A 24001-nucleotide genomic window follows, 5' to 3' on the forward strand; every position below is an offset into this window, starting at 1 on the left:
GAACACATCTTCGAACACATTTTCGTTGACACTCCCAGTGCCGTGGTGTAGCCTCGATTGACGACTGGTTGACGCGCATTTCAACTGAAACCAAGAGAAGCTTTGCGGTCCGCCGACCTTCCAGTTTCAGCGAAGAAGTATGTTGACCAGCGAGGTGCCGCGCGTCTGATTCGATGAAGAAAAGCATTACTATCACGCAAGGACTTCAGTCCTTGTTCGGCACATTCGATCGCAATATTCGCTTCCTCGAAAAGTCCTTCGGCGTTCAAATTCAAACCCTGGATGGCAATCTTGAGATTGTCGGCGACAACGGGGGCGTGGCTGCCGCCGAGGAGATTCTCCGCGGGTACGCCCAGCTCGCCACCGACGGGATTCGTCTTGACAACGGAGAGGTCGAATCCCTGCTCAAGATTGCAGTGGACGATCCGACGCGTTCCCTGCGCGAAATCGCTTCCAGCCTTCGGACCCGCGCCTTTGGAAAAAAGCAAGTAACCCCGAAGAGTTTGAACCAGCGGCTCTACGTGGAAGCGATCGAGGGCCATGACATCGTGTTTGGCGTTGGGCCCGCAGGCACAGGCAAGACGTATCTGGCCGTGGCCTTGGCCCTGGCAGCCCTTCAGAACCACACCGTCAGCCGGATCGTTCTCGCCCGGCCCGCCGTGGAGGCGGGAGAGCGCCTGGGATTTCTGCCCGGGACTCTGCAGGAAAAAGTCGATCCCTACCTCCAGCCCCTCTACGATGCGCTCTACGATCTATCCGAGCGCGACAAGGTGGACCGGCTCCTGGAAAAGAACGTCATCGAAGTGGCGCCGATTGCATTCATGCGCGGCCGCACCTTGAACGAATCATTCGTCATCCTGGATGAGGCCCAGAACACCACCCATGAACAGATGAAGATGTTTCTCACCCGCATCGGGTTTAATTCCAAAGCCGTCATCACCGGTGACATCACTCAGATTGACCTGCCGAGCGGCAAACGATCGGGTTTGGTCGAAGCCATTGACGTGGTTTCCAATATTGCCGGAATCGCCTTCGTCTGGTTTAACGAAAAGGACGTCGTCCGCCACGCCCTGGTCCAGGAAATCATCAAGGCCTATGAAGCCTATAATCTCTCGCGGGCCCTGACCGGGGTGGGGAGTCATGCCCAACCCGGGGAGGGCGCCCACAACGAGTCAGGCGAGCCTTCCGATCATCCGGTTTCCCCGAGACGCATCCATGAGTGATCCCCCGTCCAACCCTGCCGACAAGAAAAGGGACCCGGCAGGGAATGAATTCCCCTTCCCCACAAGCCTCTCGGCCTTGCAGAAGCAATCCCGGGCGCGCTCGCCGTTCCCGGCCCGGATTCTGCAAAGCCTATCCATCCCGATTACTTTGCGGGACGCCATCGTCGCGATGCTGCTGATCGGTCTGGTTGTTCTCTTGCTTGCAAAGATCTCTCTGACTCCTATCCCCCACTATCAGGTTGGGGAACTGGCCACCAGCGATCTTGTGACATCGGATGAGCTGATCATTACCAACCAGGATCTCACCCGCTTGCAGCGGGATGAGGCCGTATCAAAAGTGCCGGTGGTTTTTGATTATGATCCGACCGTATTGAACGCCACGCTCCTCCGTCTTCATGAATTTTTCAGGGAATCTCGTAGGACTCTGGCGGCCTCCAATCCGGAGGCGAACAAGCGGCCGATCCTCGCCCAAGCCTTCGAAGCCGAATTCGGACGGCCGTCGTCCGCGGCCCTGCTCGCCGCCTTATCGGCGCGTCACTATGATGAGGCATTGGAACAGCAATTGAGCGGTGCACTCCAGCAACTCCTGCATGAGAGCGTCTTGAACAACACTGAAATCCTGGAGATGGCCTCCCCCACCACCCGGATCGCCTTGCTCAACATCGACAAGAGCGGTGAGACGATCCTCCCGGGCCTGCCTCCCCACGCTTCTCTCACGCGCTCCCGGCAGTGGCTCCGCGAGCAACTGCTTCAATCGAATCTCTTGCCGCGCGAAGTGAGGGAGGAGTTTTCTGCCGCCGCGGAGAATCTGATTGCCATCAACGGCCTGTACAACGCCCGCGAGACCCTGGCCCGGCAGAGGGCGGCCGTTGAAGAGGTGCGCCCCGTTCAAATTCACATTCCCGGCCGAACCCGACTGTTGCGCTCCGGCCAGGCGGTCACCCCTGACGTCGTCGAGGCCCTTCAGGCGATGCGGGAAATGGAATCGCGCCGGCGCCGACCTGAGTACTTCGCCGGCCTCTACATGGCCGTCGTGCTGTTGTCATTTTTCCTCTGGCATTTCCTCACCCAGCGGCGCAGTGACGGGCTGAGCCCGCAGCGGCAGTTTCTGCTGGTCATGGTGTCCTTTGCGGTTCTGCTCATCCTCACCCGGGTCCTTCTGTTTACGTTCGATGTGATCAATCAGAATTTTGCCCTTCCGCCCTTCAATGATCTCCTTTCGTCAAAGTTCTCCATCCCCTTTGCCGCGGGGGCGATGCTCGTCACGCTGCTGCTGGACGGCGGCGTCGGCATGATTTACGCAGTCGTCTTTTCGATGTTCGTGGGGTACCTGGGACGCTCCCCGCTGCTGGCGATCTACGCCCTGGGCTCCAGTCTCGCGGCGATCTACGCGGTGCGCCAGTACCGTGACCGGAGCGCCGTCCTCAAAGCCAGCGTGATTGTCGGCGCCTCCAATTTTGTGATCGTGGCCGGATTGACGCTGCTCGGAGAACGGCCGAATGGCTGGGAGATGCTGCTCTTTGATTTTGGAAACGCCATGGTGGGGGGATTCTTCGTTGCCGGGCTGGTTTCCCTGCTGTTACCCATATTCGAGAATGCCTTCGATATTTGCACCGACGTCCGCCTGCTGGAACTTTCGAATCTGAATCTGCCCATCTTACGCAAGCTTGCCGCCGAGGCCCCCGGGACATACCACCACAGTATCCTCGTCGGCATTCTCGCCGAGGCGGCGGCTGAAACCATCGGCGCCAATCCTCTTCTGGCCCGAGTGGCCTGCCTTTACCATGACATCGGCAAGATGGGGAAGTCCGCGTACTACATCGAGAACTCCAAGGAGGCGACGCTGCGGCATTCAAAGCTGGCCCCGAACATGTCGAGCCTGGTAATCATTGACCACGTCAAGGAGGGTTTGGCGATCGCCAAACAGCTCCACCTCCCGCGACGTGTGACGGATATCATCCCGCAACATCATGGGACCAGCCTGGTCGCTTATTTTTACCACAAGGCCAAGACGGACCAGGATGCCGACGAAGTCGGAATCTCGGAGGAACAATTCCGATACCCGGGACCTCGTCCGCGATCCAAAGAGGCGGCCCTGATCATGCTGGCCGATTCCATTGAGGCGGCGGCACGGACCGTTGAGAGCCCGAACCCGAAGCGGTTGCAGAATGTAGTGGACCGCATCGTTGATCGATTTTTGAGTGACCATCAACTCGACGAGTCCCAGCTCACTTTGAATGAGATCGCCGTGGCGAAGCAGGCATTCACTCGGACTCTGTCGGGGATTTACCATGAGCGGATCGCCTATCCCGGATTCGACTTCAGCCAGGTGGCTATTGATGATGCTTCGTCGGGGTAGAGGACTCTCGAAGGGGCCCAATAGCCTTTACGGGGTCAGACGGATAGCCGCAACCCGCGTGCCCCGGGATGGAGGCGGAAGGCCCTGCACCGGGCGGCCGGTTTCATGATGTCTTTCCTCTCCCCGAGAACCCCAAACTCCAATCTATGAGATAATGTGGCGGCAGGTTCTGGGTTCCGCCACTAAAGACGGATCATGCCTCTTTTTAACCGACAAAGACGCGTTCGAATTGATGTGCGGCCTTTCGATCCATTCTTAGAACGGCTTGCGGAGGCCCTCGGACATCAGGAAACCGAATTCATGATTACTCTGGTCAGCGATCGTGCGATGCAGGAGCTCAATCGACGCTTTCGAGGAACGGATCGGCCGACCGATGTGCTTTCATTCCCCGCGGAGGAGGACAGCCGTCTCTGGAAGCACCTTCCCGGAGAAGAGACCCCCGGACTCGGAGAGATCATCATTTCGGCGGAGACGGCCCGGCGCCAGGCCGATGAAGAAGGACATTCCCTTCAGGAAGAGATCAAGTTACTCATCATCCATGGCGCCCTCCACCTGAAGGGATTCGACCATGAATCGGATGGCGGAGTGATGAACCGAAAAGAATATGCGCTCCGGGCGCGACTCCTATGAATGTCTTGCAGATTATTCTGTTTCTCCTCGTGTTGATGCTGTGGTCTCTGATCGCCGTGATGGAGGTGGCACTGGCCTCTTTCGGGAAGATCAGCGCCCGGCTCCTGGCCGAAGAGGAAAAGAACCCCCGCACGGCCTTCCTTCTGCAATTGGTTGAACAACGCGAGCAGCGGCGAATAGCGCTTTCCATGGGATCGCAGACCTGCCTGGTGCTCATTGTGTACCTGCTCGCCTCGCTCTATTTTACCCACCAACGCCTCTTCCACCTGGCCTTCCTGGAGACCTTTGGCACGCTGGTTTTTTTAATCGCAATTTTCCACCAGTTCCTCCCCCGACTCGTCGCCACGCGGCATCCCGACCGGGTCCTGTTGAGGCTCTTCCCTCTCCTCCAGGGCTTCTTCGCGCTTACCCTTCCCATCTCGGAGCTTCTCCTGAAGACCCTGAGCGTGTTTGAAGAACCCGAGATGCCCGGCGAAAAACCGACCGAAGCTGCCAACCCCGGGGAGATTCAAGCACTGCTGGATGTCGGCGAGGAAGAAGGGATCATCGAAGAATCGGATGGCGCGCTCATCCAATCCGTCGTGGAGTTTGGCGATAAGCTGGCAAAGGATTGTATGACGCCTCGGACCGAGATTGTAGCCATTGAGGATACCGCCACCCTCGAGCAGGTTCAGGAACTCATGGTCGCCCGGAAACACTCCCGCATCCCGGTTTATCACGAGAACATCGACAACATTTGGGGGATCGTTTTTGTCCGGGACCTGCTTGTGGAGCTGGAAAAGGGAGATTCACATCGCCTCGTGAAATCCGTCGTGCGCCCCGTCCTCTTTGTGCCCGAGACCAAACCGGTGGCCGATCTTCTGAAGGAGCTGCAGAACGAAACGGTCAAAATGGTGATTGTCATAGATGAGTTTGGCGGCGTGGCCGGATTGGTCACCGTTGAAGACCTCGTTGAAGAGATCGTGGGCGAGATTCATGACGAGGACGAAGACCGGACGGAAGCCTATGTTCGAATCACCGACGACAAATATATTTTTTCCGGGAACCTCTCGATCGGACGAGTGGAAGAGTTGCTCAGCATGGAGATCAGTGACGAGGACTACTCCACCATCGCCGGCTTTGTGATCTCGAAGCTTGGCCGCGTTCCTCAGGCCGGCGAGCGCCTTGATCTGGACGGGCTGCACGTCGAAATCCTCGATTCCACCTCGAAACAAATCCAGAAACTGCGCGTTGAAAAGAGACAGCAACAGACCGCATCCGAGTAACTCTCTATGGCAAAGTCGGGATTTGTGGCCATCGTTGGAAGACCTAATGCGGGCAAATCAACCCTGTTGAACCGCCTGGTCGGAGAAAAGGTGGCCATCGTTTCCGCAGTCCCGCAGACGACCCGCAACCAGATCCGCGGGATCGTCAACGGTCCCGAGGGTCAGATCGTCTTCATTGATACCCCCGGCATCCACCGCCCCCTTCATCGATTGAATCAACGCATGATGAAGATGGTCCATGCAGCGCTGGAAGGCCTCGATCTGGTGCTGCTGATCGTCGATGCCACGTTGCCCTTCGGCAAGGGGGATCGCTTCGTCTTGAACCTGCTGCAGGAGAAGGGCCTGCCTTCATTCCTTCTGCTGAACAAGATCGACCGGATTGAGAAGACGGACCTCCTCCCCTTGATCACCCGGTACGCCCATGAATTGAGCTGGATCGAAGTCATTCCCGTCAGCGCCCAGAGCGGCGAGAATGTGGACCTCCTTCTGAAACGCATCTTTGCGGCCTTGAAAGAGGGTCCGTCCTATTTTACCCAGGACGAGTACACCGACCAACCCGAACGAATCCTCGCCGCCGAGTTCATACGGGAGAAGATCCTGCATCACACGAGAGAAGAGGTTCCGCATTCGGTGGCCGTCGTCCTTGAGAAATTCGAGGAGGGTGAGCGATTGGTGCGGATTTATGCCTCCATCATCGTGGAACGCGATTCCCAGAAGGGGATCTTGATCGGCCAGAAAGGAAGAATGCTCAAGCAGATCGGTACCGATGCGCGGTGGGAGCTGGAGCGCCTTTTGAATACCAAGGTCTACCTGGAGCTGTTTGTGAAAGTCCGCCCGCATTGGCGGGATAACGAGGCCATCCTGGATGAAATTGGCATTACCAGGATCAGATCTTAAGGAACAAATCCAAGCGATGACAGCCATCAGTCCGGATACGGAAACTTCCGCCACCTCTACCGCAGCGACAGGACCGGGATCTGGAGGGAGCACGAGCAAACCAACCGTTCAGCGGATGATCTCGCTGGACGTCTTCCGCGGCCTCACCATTGCCGCCATGATCCTGGTCAACAATCCCGGGACCTGGAAGAGTATCTATGGCCCCTTGCGGCATGCCGATTGGAACGGGTGGACCCCGACGGATTTGGTTTTCCCCTTCTTCCTGTTCATCGTGGGTGTCTCGCTCACCCTCTCTTTTGCGCGCCGCCGGGCCCTGGGCGCCTCCCAATCCGATCTGCTGAAGCAAGTCGTCCGCCGGACCTTGATCATCTTCGCCCTGGGGCTTTTGCTGAACGGCTTTCCCTACTATGACCTCTCCAGGATTCGGATTCCCGGGGTGCTTCAGCGCATCGCCCTTTGTTACTTTTTTGCCGCTCTCATCTACCTGACCACGAGGATCCGGGGCCAGATCCTTGCGACGGTCGGATTGCTGGGAGGATACTGGGTCGTGATGACGGCGGTTCCAATTCCCGGCACGGGTTACAGCGCACTGACGATGCAATCGAATCTGGCCGCCCACATCGACAATGCCCTGCTCCACGGCCACATCTACCGGCCCACCTGGGATCCCGAAGGATTGCTGAGTACTCTGCCGGCCATCGCATCGGTCCTGCTCGGCATCCTCACGGCTCACTGGCTGCGTGTAGCAAAGTCACCGCTCTCTCGCACTCGTGGCCTGTTGCTGGGGGGAGCGATGGGAATCCTCATCGGCCAGCTCATGAGCCTCTGGTTTCCCATCAACAAGAATCTCTGGACCAGTTCCTACACCGTGTTTACGGCGGGAATGGCGCTGGTCCTTTTCGGGATCTGTTACTGGATCATCGACGTCCAGGGATACCGGAAGTGGGCCGTTCCCTTGGAGGTCTATGGAACAAACGCCATCGCCGTGTACGTCCTCTCGGGATTGGCGGCAAAGGCGTCCGTTACCTGGAAGGTCGCCCAGGCTGACGGAAGCAGGGTTTTGATTCAAACGTTTCTCTACACCAAGTTCTTCGCTCCCCTCGCCTCGCCGATTAACGCTTCCCTGTTGTGGGCGCTCGCATATGTGGTCTTCTGGCTGGGTGTGATGTGGGTGTTTTACTGGAAAAGGATCTTCATTAAGATTTGAAATCCCGACAAACGTCGTGAACTCCCAACCCTGCGAGCACTTGCCTTCGGATGATGTGACCCCAACACTGCTTGTTTATTCGTGGGCTGCGCATGTTGGAGCCCGCCTTCCCCAACCGGCTGTCGCTTTTCGGGTTTGATTCGCATTGCCGTTGGAAGCTGCATGTAGCAATCAAATTGAACGTTTTCTCGCTAGGGTGTTTCAACGAAGCCTAACGCTGGGTGGATTGGTGAGCACGGACTGTGGGGACAGTTGCATCTACGCGCTCTTTAGCTGATTGAAGGAAGTATAAAGAATGGAGAAATCACACGCTCCAAGTCGTTACAAACGCAGCCCGTCGTCACCAGGCCTAATAGCTTAAATCATTGGGTCACCGAACCGTGGTATCATATTTTGATATAGGAAAACAACAAACCTTTATGATAAGAGACATGAAAAAGATTGTGCTAGAAAAGGCGAGCGCCAGTGCAATCCTTGCAGGACTTAGCATCGGTCCCGCCGAGGAGCGTCGCGCCAAGGCCGCCGTTTGTTCCGCAAATGGTACCGTGATGCATGGCCCCTCATTCCGAAAAAGACGGCGAACGACCCGCAAATCACGGTCGGCTGCCAAGCGCCGATCGGTCTCGAGGCGAGGTTGAATGGCCACGCCAGATCCGAAGGCGGTCTTTGTCAATGTGCCCTTCGATCCCCGATATGAACCTTTGTTCGTTACATTGGTCGGGGTGCTTGTTTTTCTCGGTCAGAAACCGCATTGTGTTCTTGAAGTCACCGAGAAAGGGGAGGGTCGGCTGATACGCATCCATGATCTCATTCGGAGGTGCCGACTGTCGATTCACGATCTCAGCCGGACAGGTATGCCTGTTCGATTCAATATGCCCTTCGAACTGGGCCTTGCCTGTTCACTTAAACTCCAGCGGCCGAGGCAGTACGAGATTTTTGTGCTGGAAGCTAAGCCGTACCGCATTGACCGGACATTAAGTGATTACAAGGGGCGCGACCCGCTCGTTCACGGCGGTACGTGTGATGGCATGCTCGCGTGCTTGCTTGATACGTTTGAGACAGACCTTGAGAACGCTGCTATTGAGTTTCGGAAGATGTTGCGTATCCTTCGAAAGTCGGTTGCACTAATGAGATATCAAGTCAAAAGTGAATCATTATTTCGTCCGTCGCTATTTCGCTTGTTAATCGCAGCCGCGACCGAGATCGCCATCGAGCGGCGCCTCATCACACCATAGATCCCCTAGCAAGATCAACTGGAGCCAAAACCGGATTTCATTAGGCACCCAGAAAACCAGAGGATCCACATTTCTTCGGACACGATTTGGCGAAATCCAGGGGATCAAGAAGGGGGGCAAGCTCTTACCTCCCCGCAGTTGCAGCTCCCTTCTACCGGGCCTTCATGATGACCAGCGTCTGATCATCCCGCTGTGGAGTTCCGGCGGCGAATTCACGAACGGCTTCAAACAGCACGGTTTTCAGTGCATCCGGGTCCAGGTGGCACTGGCTCTTCACTGCCTCGAGCAGGCGCTCGGTTCCAAACTCTTCGCTTTCATGGTTCATCGCTTCCGAAATGCCATCGGAGTAGAATACGATCGTGTCTCCCGACGCAAAATTCAGTTTCCTCTCGTCATAAACCACGTCCTGAAATAGCCCCAGCGGAACCCCAGATACCTCCACCAGTTCGGCGGCCCCCTCGTGGCAGAAGATCGGTTTGGGAAGCCCTGCATTGGAGATGACCATCGTCCGGGCCGCTTCATCCCAGACCGCATAACACAAAGTCATGTAACGGCCTTCGATGCGGCGCTGGCAAAGCGACCAATTGACCCGAACCAGCATCTCCGCCGGAGAATACTGCCGCGTCGCGCGCGTTCGAATGATCCCGCTCGTCATGGCGCTGTAGAGCGCCGCCGGGGCGCCTTTGCCCGAGCCGTCTCCCACCGCGATCGCGAGCTTCGAGCCGTCGTACGGGAGAAAGTCGTAGAGGTCTCCTCCGAGGATATGGGCCGGCTTGAACTCCGCCGCAATCTCCATTCCCTCGAGATGAGGGAGTTCATCGCTGACGAGATGGTACTGGATTTCGCGGGCAAATTGCATCTCCCGTTCCATCCTTGCTTCCTGCTTCGCGACACGTTCATAGAGCCGGGCATTTTCAATCGCCGTGGCAATCTGGCTGGCGAGCAGCGTCAGAATCCGCTCGTGCTCTTCTGTGAAATATCCCGGCTTGCGACTCTCCAAATCCAGGACGCCGATGGCCCGATCCTTATGGATCAGGGGAATGACGAGTTCGGACCGGGTTTCTGAATTGCAGCTGAGATAACGAGGATCCTGGAGCACGTCGTCGATCCGGATCGACCTTTTTTCGGCTGCGGCCGCTCCGACCAGGCCTTCTCCCAGGGGCACCCTCAGTTTCTCCTGGGTCCGTTGGTCAAACTTGAACGACATGCGGGTCTTGAGCACGTTCTGTCGCTCATCCATCAACATGATGGCAAACATTTCGAAATCGATCACCTGCTTGATGACTTCCGCCACTTTCTTGAGCAAGCTCTCCAGGTTCAGGATCGCGATCATCTGCTCACTGATTGAATGGAGCGTGCTGAGCATTTCGGCCTGTTTGCGGGTCCGCTCGTATAACCTCGCGTTTTCAATCGCCGTGGCAATCTGACTTCCCAACAGTTCAAAGACGTGGCTGTGGTACGACGAGAAAAAGTGCGGCTTCGGGCTTTCGATATCCAGGACCCCGATGACCCTCCCCTGGGCAATCAACGGAACGGCCAATTCCGATTTCACCTTCTCGTAGGCCTTGATGTACCGGGGGTCCCGGGAAACGTCTCCCACCAATAGAACCCGGCGTTCAACCGCCGAACTTCCGATCAATCCCTCCCCCATCTTAACGCGGAGATGGTTGACTACTTCCGGCGAATGACCAATTGCAAATCGGATAAAGAACTCCTGCGTTTTTTCTTCGAGCAGAAAAATGGCAAAGATCTGGTAATCGACAACGCTCTTGAGGAGCTGCGCGATTTTGGGAAGCAGCTGATCAAGATCCAGAAGTGCATTGATCTCTCTGCCGATCTCCACCATCACCGTCAGGATGCGCGTGCGCTCCTCCAACTCGCGCCTGATGGTCGGAGAAGTCGTCCGGATCTTATAAATGGTTTCCATCTGATCTTTTTGATCTTTCATGACGACTCGTCAAGCATCCCGGCCGCGGGAAAACCTTCGAAATGGAATTGCCCCCGCGCGCCGTTGTGGAGCCGGGACCGGCTCCGCTCTCACACCGATTACAAAAATATAGGCAGGATGGCTCCTGCCTCGATTCCTGCCGGGAATTATCCTGGAAGGGCTACCCCTGGATTTTCAGTTCGGGACTGTGCCGCGATCCCTCGACAATCTTCACGCTGGCGCTCGCACCGATCCGCGTTGCACCGGCTTCCACCATCTGCCGGGCGTCTTCGAAGGTCCGGACTCCTCCGGAAGCCTTGACGCCGATGTCCGGACCCACGACTCTTCGCATCAATTCAATATCCTTCGCGGTCGCCCCGCCCCCCGAAAATCCGGTCGACGTTTTGACAAAATCCGCCCGGGCCGCCTTTGCCAGCGTGCAGGCCTTGATCTTCTCCTCATCATTCAGGAGAAACGTTTCAATAATCACCTTGGTGAGCGCCCCGTAGCGGTGACAGACATCGACCACGCCGGCGATATCTTCTTCCACCACCGTAAAGTGCCGCGATTTCAGGGCCCCGACATTCATCACCATGTCCACTTCGTCCGCCCCCAGACAGATCGCCTGTTTGGCTTCGTAGGCCTTCACGCTGGGCAGCGTGGCCCCCAGGGGAAATCCCACGACGGTCGCCACCTTCACGCAGGAATCTTTCAACAACCGCGCGCACAATTTAACCCAGTTCGGATTGATGCAAACGCTGGCAAACTGAAAAGTCCGGGCCTCTTCGCAAAGCTGAAGGATCTGTTCCTCCGTGGCGTCGGGCTTCAACAGCGTGTGATCGATCAGGTGGGCGATCCCCTGGTCGATGCAGGAGAGGCCCGAGCAGGTCGAAATCCGGTCCGCGCCGCACTCGAGCATCTTGTGCGTCTTCACGGAGCAATCGCCGCGACATTCGGTGGTGCATTCGTGGCTGATGCGGTCATCGATCCCTCCGCTTTCGGTTCGCCCGGCAAACCCACCCGCGTGCATGCGCGACCAGAGCTCGGCGGCAATCGATTCAATCAGCTTCTCAAGGTCCGTTGGGGCCATGTTCCTGTCACGACAACTGCGCGAGGAGTCTCCGCTCGCGGTCCCGCTCCGATCCGGTCCGGTGCGAGGGATCTCCTGCGTGAAATGAGAAAACGGCGTGCACCCTATTCCTTCCTCAGATACCTCTTTTCGATCTCCATGATCTTGTCGACGCGCTTCTGGTGGCGTCCGCCGGCAAACTTCGTGGTCAGCCAGGTCGTGACGATGTCTTTCAACGCCTCGAAAGACTGTAACTTGCCTCCCAGCGACAGCACGTTGGCATCGTTATGCTCGCGCGAATTCCGCGCGGTGGCTTTATCGTAACACAACGCCGCACGAATTCCAGGCACCTTATTGGCGGCCATAGCCGATCCGATCCCGGCGCCGTCAATCACTATTCCCTGCCGGCATTCCCCCTTGGCCACCGCCTGCGCCACGAGGTAGGCATAATCGGGGTAATCGACCGGCTCGGTGTCATGGCTCCCATAGTCTTTGACCGTGAAATGAAGTTCCTCGATAAGAAACCTCTTCAGCTGCTCCTTCATGACAAAACCGCCATGGTCGCCTCCGAGCGCAATCGAGCGGTCAGCGGAGGCTGGCGAGCCGATTGCGTCTTTGGGCAGAAGGACTATCGTCACCCCGCGCGCGGCCGCTTCCTCCCGCGCGCTGTCGGTAATGATACCTCCCGCGGCGACTTCAATGCGGCCTCCCCGCTCCAGGGGGAGGATGTCCTGCCGGGTCAAAACTTTGAGTGGGTTCATTGCAGAATGAAGGCGGCTATTGGACGTCCGCGTTGGGATCGATCACGACACAGATGTCGGGGAGATTCCGGTACTTCTGCCCGACATCCAGACCATATCCCACCACAAACTTGTCCGGAATATCGAAGCCAATGTAATCGGCGTGGACTTCTTTGATGCGCCTGGCCGGCTTGTTCAGGAGCGCACAAATCTTCAAGGAGGCCGGCCGCCGGTTCACCAGATAGTCCTGAAGGTAGCTGAGTGTCAATCCGGTATCCAGAATATCTTCGATCAGGATGACATCGCGCCCTTCAATCGAGGAGTCAAGATCCTTCGTAATGCGAACCACGCCGGAACTCTTGGTGCTTGCTCCATAACTCGAGACGGCGATGAAATCCAGAGACAAGGGAAGGGGGATATTACGAACCAGATCCGAAAGAAAGATACAGGCCCCCTTCAGGATGGCGATTAAATGAGGCGTTCGCCCTTGATATTCGGCGGTGATCTGCTGTCCCAGTTCCCGAACCCGTTTTTGGATCATTTCATGAGACAACAGAAGCTCGAGATTGCTTCGAAACGACGCCGGCGCAGACATTTGTTTTTCCTCAAAAGAGCGGTGAGATGCAGTGGAACAGTAGCCGGCAATTTACACCATTTGTGCTAGGTTGGCAAGGCGCCCATACAAAATATTTGGTAGGACGACTTGACCTCCCGACAAATTCGAGCTACATTCGGCTCAGATTTCGGGTTGGATGTCGGGGGCTCAATGTTTTTCCGCACGCGCATTCCAGAATCACCATTCACAGCCGTATTGGGGTGACCCCCCGGGCATCAGAATTTTTCCGGGCAAGAGAATCCTATGGATACACACCCCGTCGGGGAGGCTGCTCATTTCGCTTTCTGAAGGCGAATAGACGGGAAGCAGGACAAGCTGGACCGGAGGCGCTGTCCCAATTCAAATCTCGGCATCATTGAATCATCTGAACTTATGTTATTTCATCCCTAGATCTGCGAGTGCGTTCGATGGGTTGCTGCTCTCGCCGGGGGACTGCCCAGTACTCGAAATCAGGATGAATCCCCGCTCCGGATTCTGAAGTTCGAGAACCTACTAATTGCAAGGAATCATCTCTTAAGGAGGAACCATGAGAACCAGAATCTCTCTCCGCTTATGGGCCATTTTCTCAATACTCTTGTTTTTGGCTGCGACACCGGTTCTTGCCCAATCCCAGGGAAGCACCGGCCAGATTGCCGGGATTGTTACGGACCAGACGGGCGCAGCGATTCCCAGCGCTAAAGTCACCGTCGTCAATCCGGCTACGGGCCTGACCCGAGAGTTGTTGACGAATGATGTCGGACAATATCGGGCCCTGTCCCTGCCTCCCGCCAAGTATACGGTGACGGTTGAGAAGCAGGGATTCAGCACCGCCAAAGAACCGGATGTGGTGGTGACGGTCGGCAGTGCCATCGACCTCAACATCACGTTGCAAGTGGGAGGCCTCAGCCAAGTGGTTGAAGTCTCCGCGGCTCAACTTGAAGTCACCCGCTCCGAGGCGGGGGCGACGCTGAACGACGACTATATTTCGAACCTGCCGATCAATGGCCGCCGATTCCATGACTTTGTGACGATCACCCCCACGGTTCAGGTGGAACCTCAGCGCCAACAACTTTCCTTCGTGGGCCAGCGTGGAATCAATGGCAACGTCAACATCGATGGGGCTGATTATAATGAGCCCTTCTTTGGAGGTCTCCGGGGAGGAGAACGGTCGAATCTCGCCTTCACGATTCCTCAGGAGTCCATCCAGGAATTCCAGGTCGTGGCGCAAGGCTATTCCGCCGAATTTGGACGGTCCACCGGTGGACTGGTCAATGCCGTCACGAAATCGGGCACCAATGAAATTCATGGGACCATCTTTTCACTCACCCGGCTGAAAGGGTTGGGGGCGAACAACGCCTTTGGCCAGCGCGCCGTGACGAACCAATGGCAGGAAGGCGGATCGGCAGGCGGGCCCATCCGCAAGGATAAGACCTTCTTCTTTGGATCCATTGAGCGGCAAGACCAGAGAATTCCCCGCCAGGTGGGATTTACAGCGTTGAATAACGTTGTCCGGGACGCCACCAACTCCGAGGCCTTCGATTTCTTTAAGACCTTGGAAGGACCCTACACCGCGACCAACGACGCGACGGCATTTCTGGTCAAAATCGATAACAACTTCGGGATCAAGAATCGACTGTCGGTCCGTTACAACTATTCTAGAAATACCGGATTGAACGCCGTCAATGCCGGCACACAAATCGACCCCACCACCAACACCGCGCTCACGAACAACGGCACGGAAGGCGATCGAATCCATACCATCGCAGGCCAGTTGACGACGGTCTTCTCGTCGAATCTCCTGAATGAACTCCGGATGCAGTATTCCCGTGAAGAGCGTCCCCGCGATGCCAATGCCATCGCCACCACAGTCGAGGCGAGCGGGGTCGGAAGCTTCGGAACCGTGAGCTTCCTGCCGACGACGGCGACCGACTACCGGATCCAGCTCTCCAACTCGATTGCCTGGACCAAGGGCGGCCACAGCATCCGCGTCGGTGGTGAATACAATTACACGAACATCTTCCAGCTCTTTGCGTTCGACCAGAGCGGGGCCTTCCGCTTTACGGGGAGCAACCCGACGACGAATCTTCAGATCATGTCGCTCAATGCGGCCCAGCCTACCAAGAACCGGTTTGATAACACGACGGCATTTTATCAACATGCCTTGGGCAACGGGACGCTGGGAGCGGGGGCCAACGGTCTGGCGTTCTTTGCGCAGGACAATTGGAGAATCAGCCGCCGGTTCACTTTGAATTATGGTTTGCGCTGGGAGGCGGCCTTGAATCCCCCTCCGGAGGCCAACAACACCTCCATGATCAACAAGGTTCAAAACCTCACGTTCCCGGTGGGCCTTTCGTTCGATCCCAACTTCATTCCGGACCAGACCAAGCAGTTTGCACCCCGCCTGGGGTTTGCGTTTGATCCGAAGGGAGACGGGACCACGGTGATTCGCGGGAATGCGGGAGTCTTCTATGCGCCGACTCCCCTGCTGGTGTTTTCCAATCCTCTGAACAATTTCCGGATCCCTCCCGGAGACCTGCGCATCCGCTTGCCTCTTGCAGTCCCGGCCGGCAATCCGAATAACACGGTGTACAAACAGTTGCTCGCGATCGGGATCGACCTCAACAAGTTCACCCTGGGCAACCTGCCGATCCTGACGGTCCAGCAAGTCCAGAGTATCGCCACGGCACTCGGTTTGACCTTCGATCCGTTTGCGGGGGCAGGACCTCTGGGCATGGCCCGCGATTTCGAGAATCCGCGATCCTTCCAGTGGGCATTGGGCGTCGAACACGAACTCGCCAAGGGGATCACGGCGGGCGCTGACTTTTATTACGTCAACACCGTGCACCTCGAGCGAAACCACGAACTCGACCTGCCGGCACCGACCCTTCGGGCCGCCGACGGTCGATTCGTCTACAACGTGCCCTCGCTCATCCGCCCCGTCTCATCGCTCAGCAGTGTTCAGATCCGCGAGTCCTCGGCCCGCTCCCTGTACAAAGGGCTGGTCTTCCGGTTGAACTATGCTCGCACCAAGCTCCAGATGAAGGCCTTTTACACGCTTTCGTGGAACTATTCCGATGACGACAATGAGAGAAGTTCCGGCGGCTCGGATGCGGTCGATCAATTCCACCTGAACCTGGACTATGGCTTCTCCCGCCTTGATCGCCGGCACCAGTTCAGCTGGATTACAAATTACACCCTGCCCTGGGGATTCGAGATCAGTTCGAATGCTCGCATCTACTCAGGAATTTCCTTGAACGCCGCGGCCGGCAGCGACATGAACGGCGACGCGATCAGTACCGACCGTCCGTACTCGGCTCCCGGGGTCATCTTCCCTCGAAATTCCTTCCGCAACCAGCCGATATACAATGTGGATATGCGCCTCTCCAAGACCTTCAAGTTCAAAGGAGATCGCTTTGGGCTTCAGTTCCTGGCAGACTTCTTCAACGTGTTCAACTTTGATAATGTCCAGATTGGAAGCACCAACTCCCGCTACGGGGTTGGAATTGATGCGACCGGTGCCACGGTGGCGCCCCTCACTTCGTTCCAGCGTATCTTCCTGGCGGACGGAACCTACGACAAGAACAATAGCCCGGGTCCGCCGTTCCAGACACAGTTGGGAATCCGTTTCACCTTCTAATGAGGCATCAGGTATGACAAATCGCCAGTCCGCCTCGGCGGACTGGCGATTTTTGTTTTGTACAGGTGAGGGGTTAGGCGTCTCGAAAAAAAGGGCGGGTCACTTTGTTTAGTGACCCGCCTTCAAACCTGCCCGTAGGGCGACGAGCCTCGTCACCCCGCTATGCATTCAACTAGAACGTGATCTTTACCGCCAACTGCAAGATCCGCGAACCCGCCGTCGAGAGTGGTGTCCCGAAATTGGATTGCCGGACGAGGGTCAGCGGGGTGGGCTGTTGCGGCGTACCCGTCGACAAAGACCACTGCGTCGTTCGCACGCTGTTGAAGTTGGTCCGGTTGAAGATGTTGAACCCTTCAAAGATCAACTGCATCCGGGCCCGTTCGTAAATCGGAATCTCGCGAGTCACGCGGGGATCCAGGGACACGAAATTCGGGAGTGTGAAGGTATCACGACCCACCCCGGGGAATCGATCCGTCTGTTGGTTCGAATCCCCGTTTAAATCTCCACCTCCCACCTTCGCGGTATAGGGTTGGCCGGACTGCGCCGTCAAAATACCGCTGAGCGACCACCCGCCGGCCAGGGCTCGAGCGAGCGGGTTCGCCAGACCTTTCGCATAGTTGGCTAAATCCCAAACACCGCTCACCACAAAACGATGCCGCTGGTCATTGATTCCCAGTGCCCGATCCGAACGGACATCAAAGGTATTGAATATCTGCTTTCCGTCATCCCCGCTGCTAAACGGAACGACGGACGTGGCGTCAGGAACATCATCGATGACCTTGCTATATGTGTAAGCCATCATGAGCTGATAGTTCTGAGAGAATCGCTTGTTCAGGGAAATCGTCATCCCGTGGTAGATGGAGTTGGCATCACTTTCAAAAGTCGCGATGCGGAGAAAGTGGCTGAGAGGCCTGGGATTGCCAAAGAAGGGGAAGGTCACCTGTGGACCGTCCTTTGTGGGCAGGGTCTTGAGCACGGGCGGCGCCAGGTTGCGATCAATAGTGCGCTGCAATTTGACTCCCCGAACGCCCAGATACGAGACAGTGAGGGAAGTGTCTTTCATGATCTGATACTCCACTCCGAAACTTCCCTGCTGAACGTACGGCTGCACATAATCCTTCGAAAAAACAAAGATGGTCGCTGGAGGAGGGGCAGCCCCGGTAGGAATTGCCGAAAGAATATTCGGATAGGTGGGAACCCCGGTACCGGTGAAGGTCAGGGTTTGGACGTTGATCCCGTTATTGGAGTGGGCTGTTCCCACCATGATCGACGGCGTGCGCCCATAGAAAATGCCATATCCTCCGCGCACCACCAGCCTGTCCGACCCCTTGGGCTTCCAGGCAAATCCAAATCGGGGTCCAAAGTTGTTCTTATCGGTATTCAGAAAGCTGGTATCAATCCCCGCCGCGGCCAGTTGTGGGTCCGGATTCTTGGTGGCGGGTTGATTGAAATCCTGGATGTCGTAACGCAATCCAAAATTCAAGGTCAGATTGGACGCGGCATGGAATTCATCCTGAACGAACCATCCCAATTCCCAGAAATCCGGGAATGTGGAAGGCCCTGAAGTGCCGTTCCCGGGAAAGGCTTGAACGTATTTCTCTCCCGACCCGTTCGGAACTCCACCGGCAAAGCTGGCCAGGCTGTTGAACGTGTACGCGCCGAAAAAGTTGCCGGGAAAAAAGTTAAGGATGCGATCGATGTTGACGTCGAATCCCGCTTTGAAGTTATGGCGGCCAAAGGTGTGTGCCACATTGTCGACGAACTGAATGCGCTTTATCGTCGTTTCCCGCGGGCTAAAAGAATTGCGACCGATGGTTAAAACGGTTTGTCCCCCTTCATTGATCACTGCTTCGGGTTTATCGCTGTTGGCCAGCCCCGGCTCCTTGTCGCGCGCAAACTGGAAGCGGGCTTCATTGACAGTATTCTTCCACAGGACTGAGGTGAGACCGGCACTCACGGTGTCGGTGAAAACATTGGAAGCTCCGGTATGTTGAGACGAATTCTGTGCTCCGCCGTTCTCAAAGCCCTCGCCATTGAATTTCTGATGGTTGAAACGGCCGGTCAGGTGATTGTTCTGAGTCATCTGCCAATCGACCTTCCACAGGAAAACGTCCTGGTTCTGGGTCCGATTCCAGCTGTTGGCAAGGGGGGTGAGTAGGGCCAGGCCCTGTTGCGTCGCGGCATCGGTCAGGAACGGCTGCTTCCCGCCCAGGAATACCACGTTCGGTTGCGTGTTCCGTTGTCCGTCGTAGTCAAAAAAGAAGAACGCCTTGTTTTTCACGATGGGACCGCCGATGTTGCCGCCGAACTGATTGAAGTGAAAAGGCGACTTGGGGCGGTTCAGTGAATTGTTGAAAAAGTCGTTGGCGTTGAGCGATTTGTCGCGGTAAAACTCAAAGGCAGTCCCATGGAAAGCGTTTGTGCCCGACTTCGTGACGACATTGATGACGGCGCCACCGGCGCGGCCGAATTCCGCGGAGTAGGAATTCGAGTTCACCTGGAATTCCTTGACCGAATCCTCGCTGAATTGGTAGGGAGCGCGGCCGGACCCGGTGCGGCCGAGGGTCTGACCGAAGAACGTATTGTTGTTGTCGGTGCCATCAATCTGCAAGCTGTTCAAGGTCCCGCGCTGGCCCGCGAAACTGATATCCCCGAGGCGGTTGTCCCGCGTCACTCCCGGAGTCAGCAAGACGAAATCGATGAAATTCCGGCCATTGACGGGCAGATCGGCGATCGAGACGTCACCGACCGTATTCGACACGCTGCTCCGCGTTGTTTCCACCACCGGCGCCTGCTCCGTGACCGTAATGGTTTGCTTTTGACCCGCCACCGCCGCCGTGAAATTCACCGTGAGGACCTGACCGACGGTCAGTTTCACCGAGGAGGCCTTCGAAGTGCTGAAACCCGCCGCCTGAACCGTGACCTCATACTCACCCACGGGGAGCGCCGAAATGCGGAAGTAGCCGGCGGTGTCGGTGGTCATCGAACGGGTCAATCCGGTGGCCAGATTTTTTGCGGTCACCTGGGCCCCGGGAACCACGCCGCCCGACGGGTCCACCACGGTCCCTTCGATGGTCCCTCCGGTCGATTCCGCCTGTGCAAATGAAACACACGCACTCCCTGCAATCATGAGCAGCGCAGCCATCACGACGCAAAATATTCTGCAGAAATTTTCAGTTCTTGTTGTCATTGGACCTGCCTCCTGTCGGCGAGTTGAAATTACGTTTCGGGTCTTGAAGTCGTCGTGCATAACCGGGCTCTCCATCCGGGTTACACGATGACCCCCTCAAAACATGGGGTAGTCTCCGGTTGAAAATTCGAAATTTCTTTAGTCAGACTGGCTTGAAGTATTCGCAGGAAAAGGTAAAGGAATTCCCGAAAATTTTCAATCAATTTTCGGATGTTCATATACCGGTTCCCATAGTGCTTTGAGTCAAGGAAGGTCTGCAATTCATCCTGCAGAAAATCTGCGTCCAAGAATCCGCTGAGATGTCACCGCGCATCAGGACTGGCAATTGCAGCGAAATCTCATCTTTACGTCACCGATAGCTTCGGAAGACGATTTCATCCTTATAAGAAATTGTTTCTCTTTGGACTCGAATCCTCCAAATTCCCAGAAACCATAGTGGCCTTCCAAAAGTTGGAATTCAGCACCGCCACCCTTGGGCACTGAGATCTTCATGCACGGTAACTGTTGAATGTTCAGATTTTACTAGGCCCCTAAAATTCAATAAATTTGGCCATCTAGATGCACGTTGGTAGATCTAGGCATTGGAGGCTTTGCCACTCTCTCGCAGTACGTATCCCAACCTAGTGTTATGACAACCGAAACCGGCGGCATACTTACCAGAAACCGGTCACAAGTGTGCAACACCAAGCAGTCTTACCATGTAATCCTAAAACCAAAAGGAGCTACGCAATGATTAAAAGGCTTTTAATATGCGCCCTGTTTGTGATTCTCGCTGGGCTGATGACATCGACCCTCTGGGCGCAGGGTCAAGGTACAGGATCGATCGAAGGAGTCATTTCGGATACCACGGGCGCCGTGATGCCGGGTGTCAAGGTGGTTGTCCGAAACCTCGGCACCAACGCCATCCGCGAACTTATGACGGACGGCTCGGGACATTACCGCGCCGACTTGCTGCCGCCGGGGGAGTATGAAGTCACGGCGACGATGACAGGCTTTGCAACGGCGAAGATCGAGCGGTTGACCCTGGTCGTAGGGTCATCGCATGCAGCGGATCTCAAGATGCAAGTCGCAGGTGGTCAGGTCACCGTCGAAGTGACCAGTGAAGCGGCCGTAACCGACCCCGAACGAATTGAAATGACTTCGACCGTCGGGGAGCGGGCCGTTCAAGATCTTCCCATCAATGGACGTCGCTGGGAGAACTTTGTCCTCCTTACGCCCGGAGTCACGCCGGATGGCGATTATGGTCTGGTGAGCTATCGCGGGGTTTCGGGACTTTACAACAACAACTCGATTGATGGCGCCGACAACAATCAGGCGTTCTTCTCCGAAGCGCGGGGACGCACGCGCATCTCTTACACCATCAGCCAGGCTGCCGTGAAGGAATTTCAAGTTGGCCTGAGCAATTTCTCGGCAGAATTTGGTCGAGCAGCCGGCGGTACCGTGAATGCCGTGACCAAGTCCGGCACCAACGATATCCATGGCGAGGGTTTCTACTTTCTCCGCGATGGATCGTTCATGGCCAAGAATCCACGCGTCAATGCTTTGTCGACCCTGACTGAAGACCAGAAGAAACCGCCGGAACGGCGACAGCAGTTCGGAGGCTCAGTGGGTGGGCCCCTGGTGAAGGACAAGGTGTTTTTCTTTGCCAACTATGACCAGCAGAAGCGACACTTCCCGGGGTTCGTCATTCCCGACACCCCTTACAACCTCGTCGCCTGCACTGTCCCCGGATGTGCCGCCACGATCGCCTTTCTCAACACCCAGAGCGGCCTGTTCGAACGCTCGGGCGACAATTATGTTCTGCTGGGAAAGCTCGACTGGATGATTAATCAGAATAACACGTTAACAAGTGCGTACAATTTCCAGAAATGGAACTCGCCCAATGGAATCCAGACTCAATCCACGATCACCGTTTCCCCGTCTGCCAATGGATTGGATCGCGTCCGGACCGACATGCTCAATCTGCGTCTCACCTCGGTCCTGACCGCCAACACGGTCAATGAATTCCGTTTTCAATTTGGGCGTGATTTCGAGTCTCAGATTCCGAACTCCCCCGGCCCGTCGGTTTCCTTCACCGGAGGCATCAGCACCGGCATGCCCAACTACCTGCCGCGAGCCGCATATCCGAATGAAAAGCGATTTCAATTCGCAGACAATTACTCGTTCATCCATGGAAACCACTCCTTCAAGGCGGGAGCGGACATTAACTACGTCCGGGAACTCCAAATCAACCTCTACAACGGAGGCGGGACGTACAGCTATACGAGCTTGAACAATCTGGCTTCCGATTGCCCGGCTCAAGCCAGCGGCTGCGTCCCGGTCAGCAGCGGCGCCACCACGGGAAAGCATTACAGCAACTTCCAGCAGGCCTTTGATCTAACGGGCCAGAACGGGCTCCTCTTCTTCCCCACTACCGACTGGAACCTCTACCTCCAGGATAATTACCGTTTCCGTCCCTCGTTTACTTTGTATTTTGGAATACGGTATGAATACTCGCAGCTGCCACAACCCACCAATGGAAATTCGGCCTTCCCCCTCACACAGACGTTCAACAAGGACACCAATAATTTTGGTCCGCGTTTTGGATTTTCGTGGGACGTGGGTGGAACGCACAAGACTGTTCTGCGAGGCGGCTATGGAATGTACTATGGACGCACCTCCAACAGTGCCATCGCCAATGGCCTGCTCAACAATGGGATCGTGAATTCCAGCTACTACATTACTCCGACCTCTCCCGTCTCCCCTGTGTTCCCGAATGTGCTCACCGGACCGCCCTCGGGTGCGGCGGCATCAACGCAGACCATCAACGAGTTTGCGCCTGATTATGTCCGGCCGGTCATTCACTCGGTGGACCTGGTGCTCGAACGTGAACTCTCTCACGGGGTGACCGTTTCCGGATCCTATCTCATGAGCCGCGGCCAGCGCCTCCCCACCTTCCGGGACACCAATCTCCCGACGCCGACCGGAACGATCACTTACACCCTCCCCGATGGCTCTGCTCAAGGACCATTCCCGGTCTACCTCGGGTCCCGGCCAAACTCGGGAGCGGGCGCCATCATCATGACGGAGAGCGTATTGAACTCCAGTTACAATGCCTTCGTGATGAATATATCCAAGCGAATGAGTCACGGGGTTCAGTTGCAGTCCAACTTCACCATCGCCAAGGCGATTGACAACGGCCAGAGTTCGCAGACCAACTTTGCGAGCTACAGCCAGCAGTTTGATCCCAACAACTTGAGCCTTGAAAAGGGACTCTCCCGATTCGATGTGCGCAAACGTTGGGTCACCAACTTCATCTTGGCCCCGTCGGTCAGCCGTTACACCGACAATGCTTTTGTCAAGGCGGTCTTTAATGATTGGCAGTTCGGCGGCATTATGACCTTCTCCGATGGCAAGCCCCAGACGGCAACCATCAGCGGCGGACTTTCGGGAACGACAGTGACCTCCACGACCAACGGGACGGGAGGCAGTTATCGCGTTCCGTTCGTGGCGCCGGGATCCTATACCGGTACGGGTCAGGCCACCGTGGATATGCGGTTCACTCGTACCTTCAAGGTCAGTGAAAAGGCGAAGTTCCAGTTTATCTGGGAAGGATTCAACCTGTTCAACCGGGTCAATTACACCAGCTTCAATCTGATCCAGTTTCAAACCGGGACCGTCCAGAAGACCGGAACCAACTTTGTACTGCCGCTGGCGCCCTACTCCAAGCAGGCATTCCTTGCACCTATCAACGTGGGAAATACCATCTTTGGCCCGCGTGAGTTTCAGATGGGCTTGAAGTTCATCTGGTAAATCCGTAGAGGATTCAAATGGGGCAGGAAGGATCATCCGATCCGACCTGCCCTTTTTTTGTTTCGTTAAGGGCCCCGGGTTCCCTCTCCCCCTTCCAACACTGAACATAAATTCCGAACTCAGTGACGAGTGATCTTCTCTTCAAAAGCATACAGAATGGATCAGTTGATTCATTTTGAGATGGGACAATGTCTCCAGGAGAACCAGGAACGCGTACTGACCGACCTCAGTAGGG

14 protein-coding genes are annotated in these 24001 nt (G+C 56.2%); 9 read left to right on the plus strand and 5 right to left on the minus strand.

Annotated features, from left to right (window positions below; translation table 11 throughout):
• Nucleotides 1–173: 173 nt before the first annotated feature.
• The 7 genes from LAO21_18510 to LAO21_18540 all read left to right on the plus strand — a co-directional run bounded on the left by LAO21_18510 (nt 174) and on the right by LAO21_18540 (nt 8816).
• Nucleotides 174–1223 (plus strand): PhoH family protein, encoded by a 1050-nt coding sequence (locus LAO21_18510; protein MBZ5554714.1) that lies wholly within the window; start codon nt 174–176, stop codon nt 1221–1223.
• Nucleotides 1216–3582: an HDIG domain-containing protein gene (locus LAO21_18515; protein MBZ5554715.1), complete on the plus strand. Its 2367-nt coding sequence runs from the start codon at nt 1216–1218 to the stop codon at nt 3580–3582. The genes LAO21_18510 and LAO21_18515 overlap by 8 nt, the downstream gene beginning before the upstream one ends.
• Before the next feature lie 195 nt (nt 3583–3777).
• Nucleotides 3778–4212 carry an rRNA maturation RNase YbeY gene (ybeY, locus tag LAO21_18520; protein MBZ5554716.1) on the plus strand — a complete coding sequence of 145 codons (435 nt, stop codon included), beginning with the start codon at nt 3778–3780 and terminating at the stop codon, nt 4210–4212.
• Nucleotides 4209–5477 (plus strand): hemolysin family protein, encoded by a 1269-nt coding sequence (locus LAO21_18525; protein ID MBZ5554717.1) that lies wholly within the window; start codon nt 4209–4211, stop codon nt 5475–5477. The genes ybeY and LAO21_18525 overlap by 4 nt, the downstream gene beginning before the upstream one ends.
• Before the next feature lie 6 nt (nt 5478–5483).
• On the plus strand, nt 5484–6374 hold the full coding sequence (era, locus tag LAO21_18530) for a GTPase Era (GenBank protein ID MBZ5554718.1): 891 nt from the start codon (nt 5484–5486) through the stop codon (nt 6372–6374).
• A gap of 16 nt (nt 6375–6390) precedes the next feature.
• A complete protein-coding gene (locus LAO21_18535; GenBank protein MBZ5554719.1) occupies nt 6391–7581 on the plus strand; it encodes a DUF5009 domain-containing protein in 1191 nt (396 codons plus the stop codon).
• Between the two features lie 638 nt (nt 7582–8219).
• Nucleotides 8220–8816 (plus strand): hypothetical protein, encoded by a 597-nt coding sequence (locus tag LAO21_18540; GenBank protein ID MBZ5554720.1) that lies wholly within the window; start codon nt 8220–8222, stop codon nt 8814–8816.
• A gap of 151 nt (nt 8817–8967) precedes the next feature.
• On the opposite strand, the gene LAO21_18545 is transcribed toward LAO21_18540, so the two are convergent.
• The 4 genes from LAO21_18545 to hpt all read right to left on the minus strand — a co-directional run bounded on the left by LAO21_18545 (nt 8968) and on the right by hpt (nt 13147).
• Nucleotides 8968–10764 (minus strand): GAF domain-containing protein, encoded by a 1797-nt coding sequence (locus LAO21_18545; protein ID MBZ5554721.1) that lies wholly within the window; start codon nt 10762–10764, stop codon nt 8968–8970.
• Nucleotides 10765–10924: 160 nt separating this feature from the next.
• Nucleotides 10925–11662, minus strand: a complete 738-nt coding sequence (deoC, locus tag LAO21_18550) for a deoxyribose-phosphate aldolase (GenBank protein MBZ5554722.1) — start codon at nt 11660–11662, stop codon at nt 10925–10927.
• A gap of 275 nt (nt 11663–11937) precedes the next feature.
• Nucleotides 11938–12573: a ribose 5-phosphate isomerase B gene (gene rpiB / locus LAO21_18555; protein MBZ5554723.1), complete on the minus strand. Its 636-nt coding sequence runs from the start codon at nt 12571–12573 to the stop codon at nt 11938–11940.
• Between the two features lie 16 nt (nt 12574–12589).
• Nucleotides 12590–13147, minus strand: a complete 558-nt coding sequence (hpt, locus tag LAO21_18560) for a hypoxanthine phosphoribosyltransferase (protein MBZ5554724.1) — start codon at nt 13145–13147, stop codon at nt 12590–12592.
• Nucleotides 13148–13694: 547 nt separating this feature from the next.
• Here hpt and LAO21_18565 point away from each other — a divergent pair.
• Nucleotides 13695–16784 (plus strand): carboxypeptidase regulatory-like domain-containing protein, encoded by a 3090-nt coding sequence (locus LAO21_18565; protein MBZ5554725.1) that lies wholly within the window; start codon nt 13695–13697, stop codon nt 16782–16784.
• A 172-nt stretch (nt 16785–16956) separates the two neighbouring features.
• Here LAO21_18565 and LAO21_18570 read toward each other — a convergent pair whose 3' ends face one another.
• On the minus strand, nt 16957–19974 hold the full coding sequence (locus LAO21_18570; protein MBZ5554726.1) for a carboxypeptidase regulatory-like domain-containing protein: 3018 nt from the start codon (nt 19972–19974) through the stop codon (nt 16957–16959).
• 729 nt (nt 19975–20703) lie between these two features.
• Between LAO21_18570 and LAO21_18575 the strand changes: the two genes are divergently transcribed.
• Nucleotides 20704–23766: a TonB-dependent receptor gene (locus tag LAO21_18575; protein MBZ5554727.1), complete on the plus strand. Its 3063-nt coding sequence runs from the start codon at nt 20704–20706 to the stop codon at nt 23764–23766.
• Nucleotides 23767–24001: the final 235 nt, after the last annotated feature.

The organism is Terriglobia bacterium, from assembly GCA_020073085.1.
Taxonomy (GTDB): Bacteria; Acidobacteriota; Terriglobia; order JAIQFV01; family JAIQFV01; genus JAIQFV01.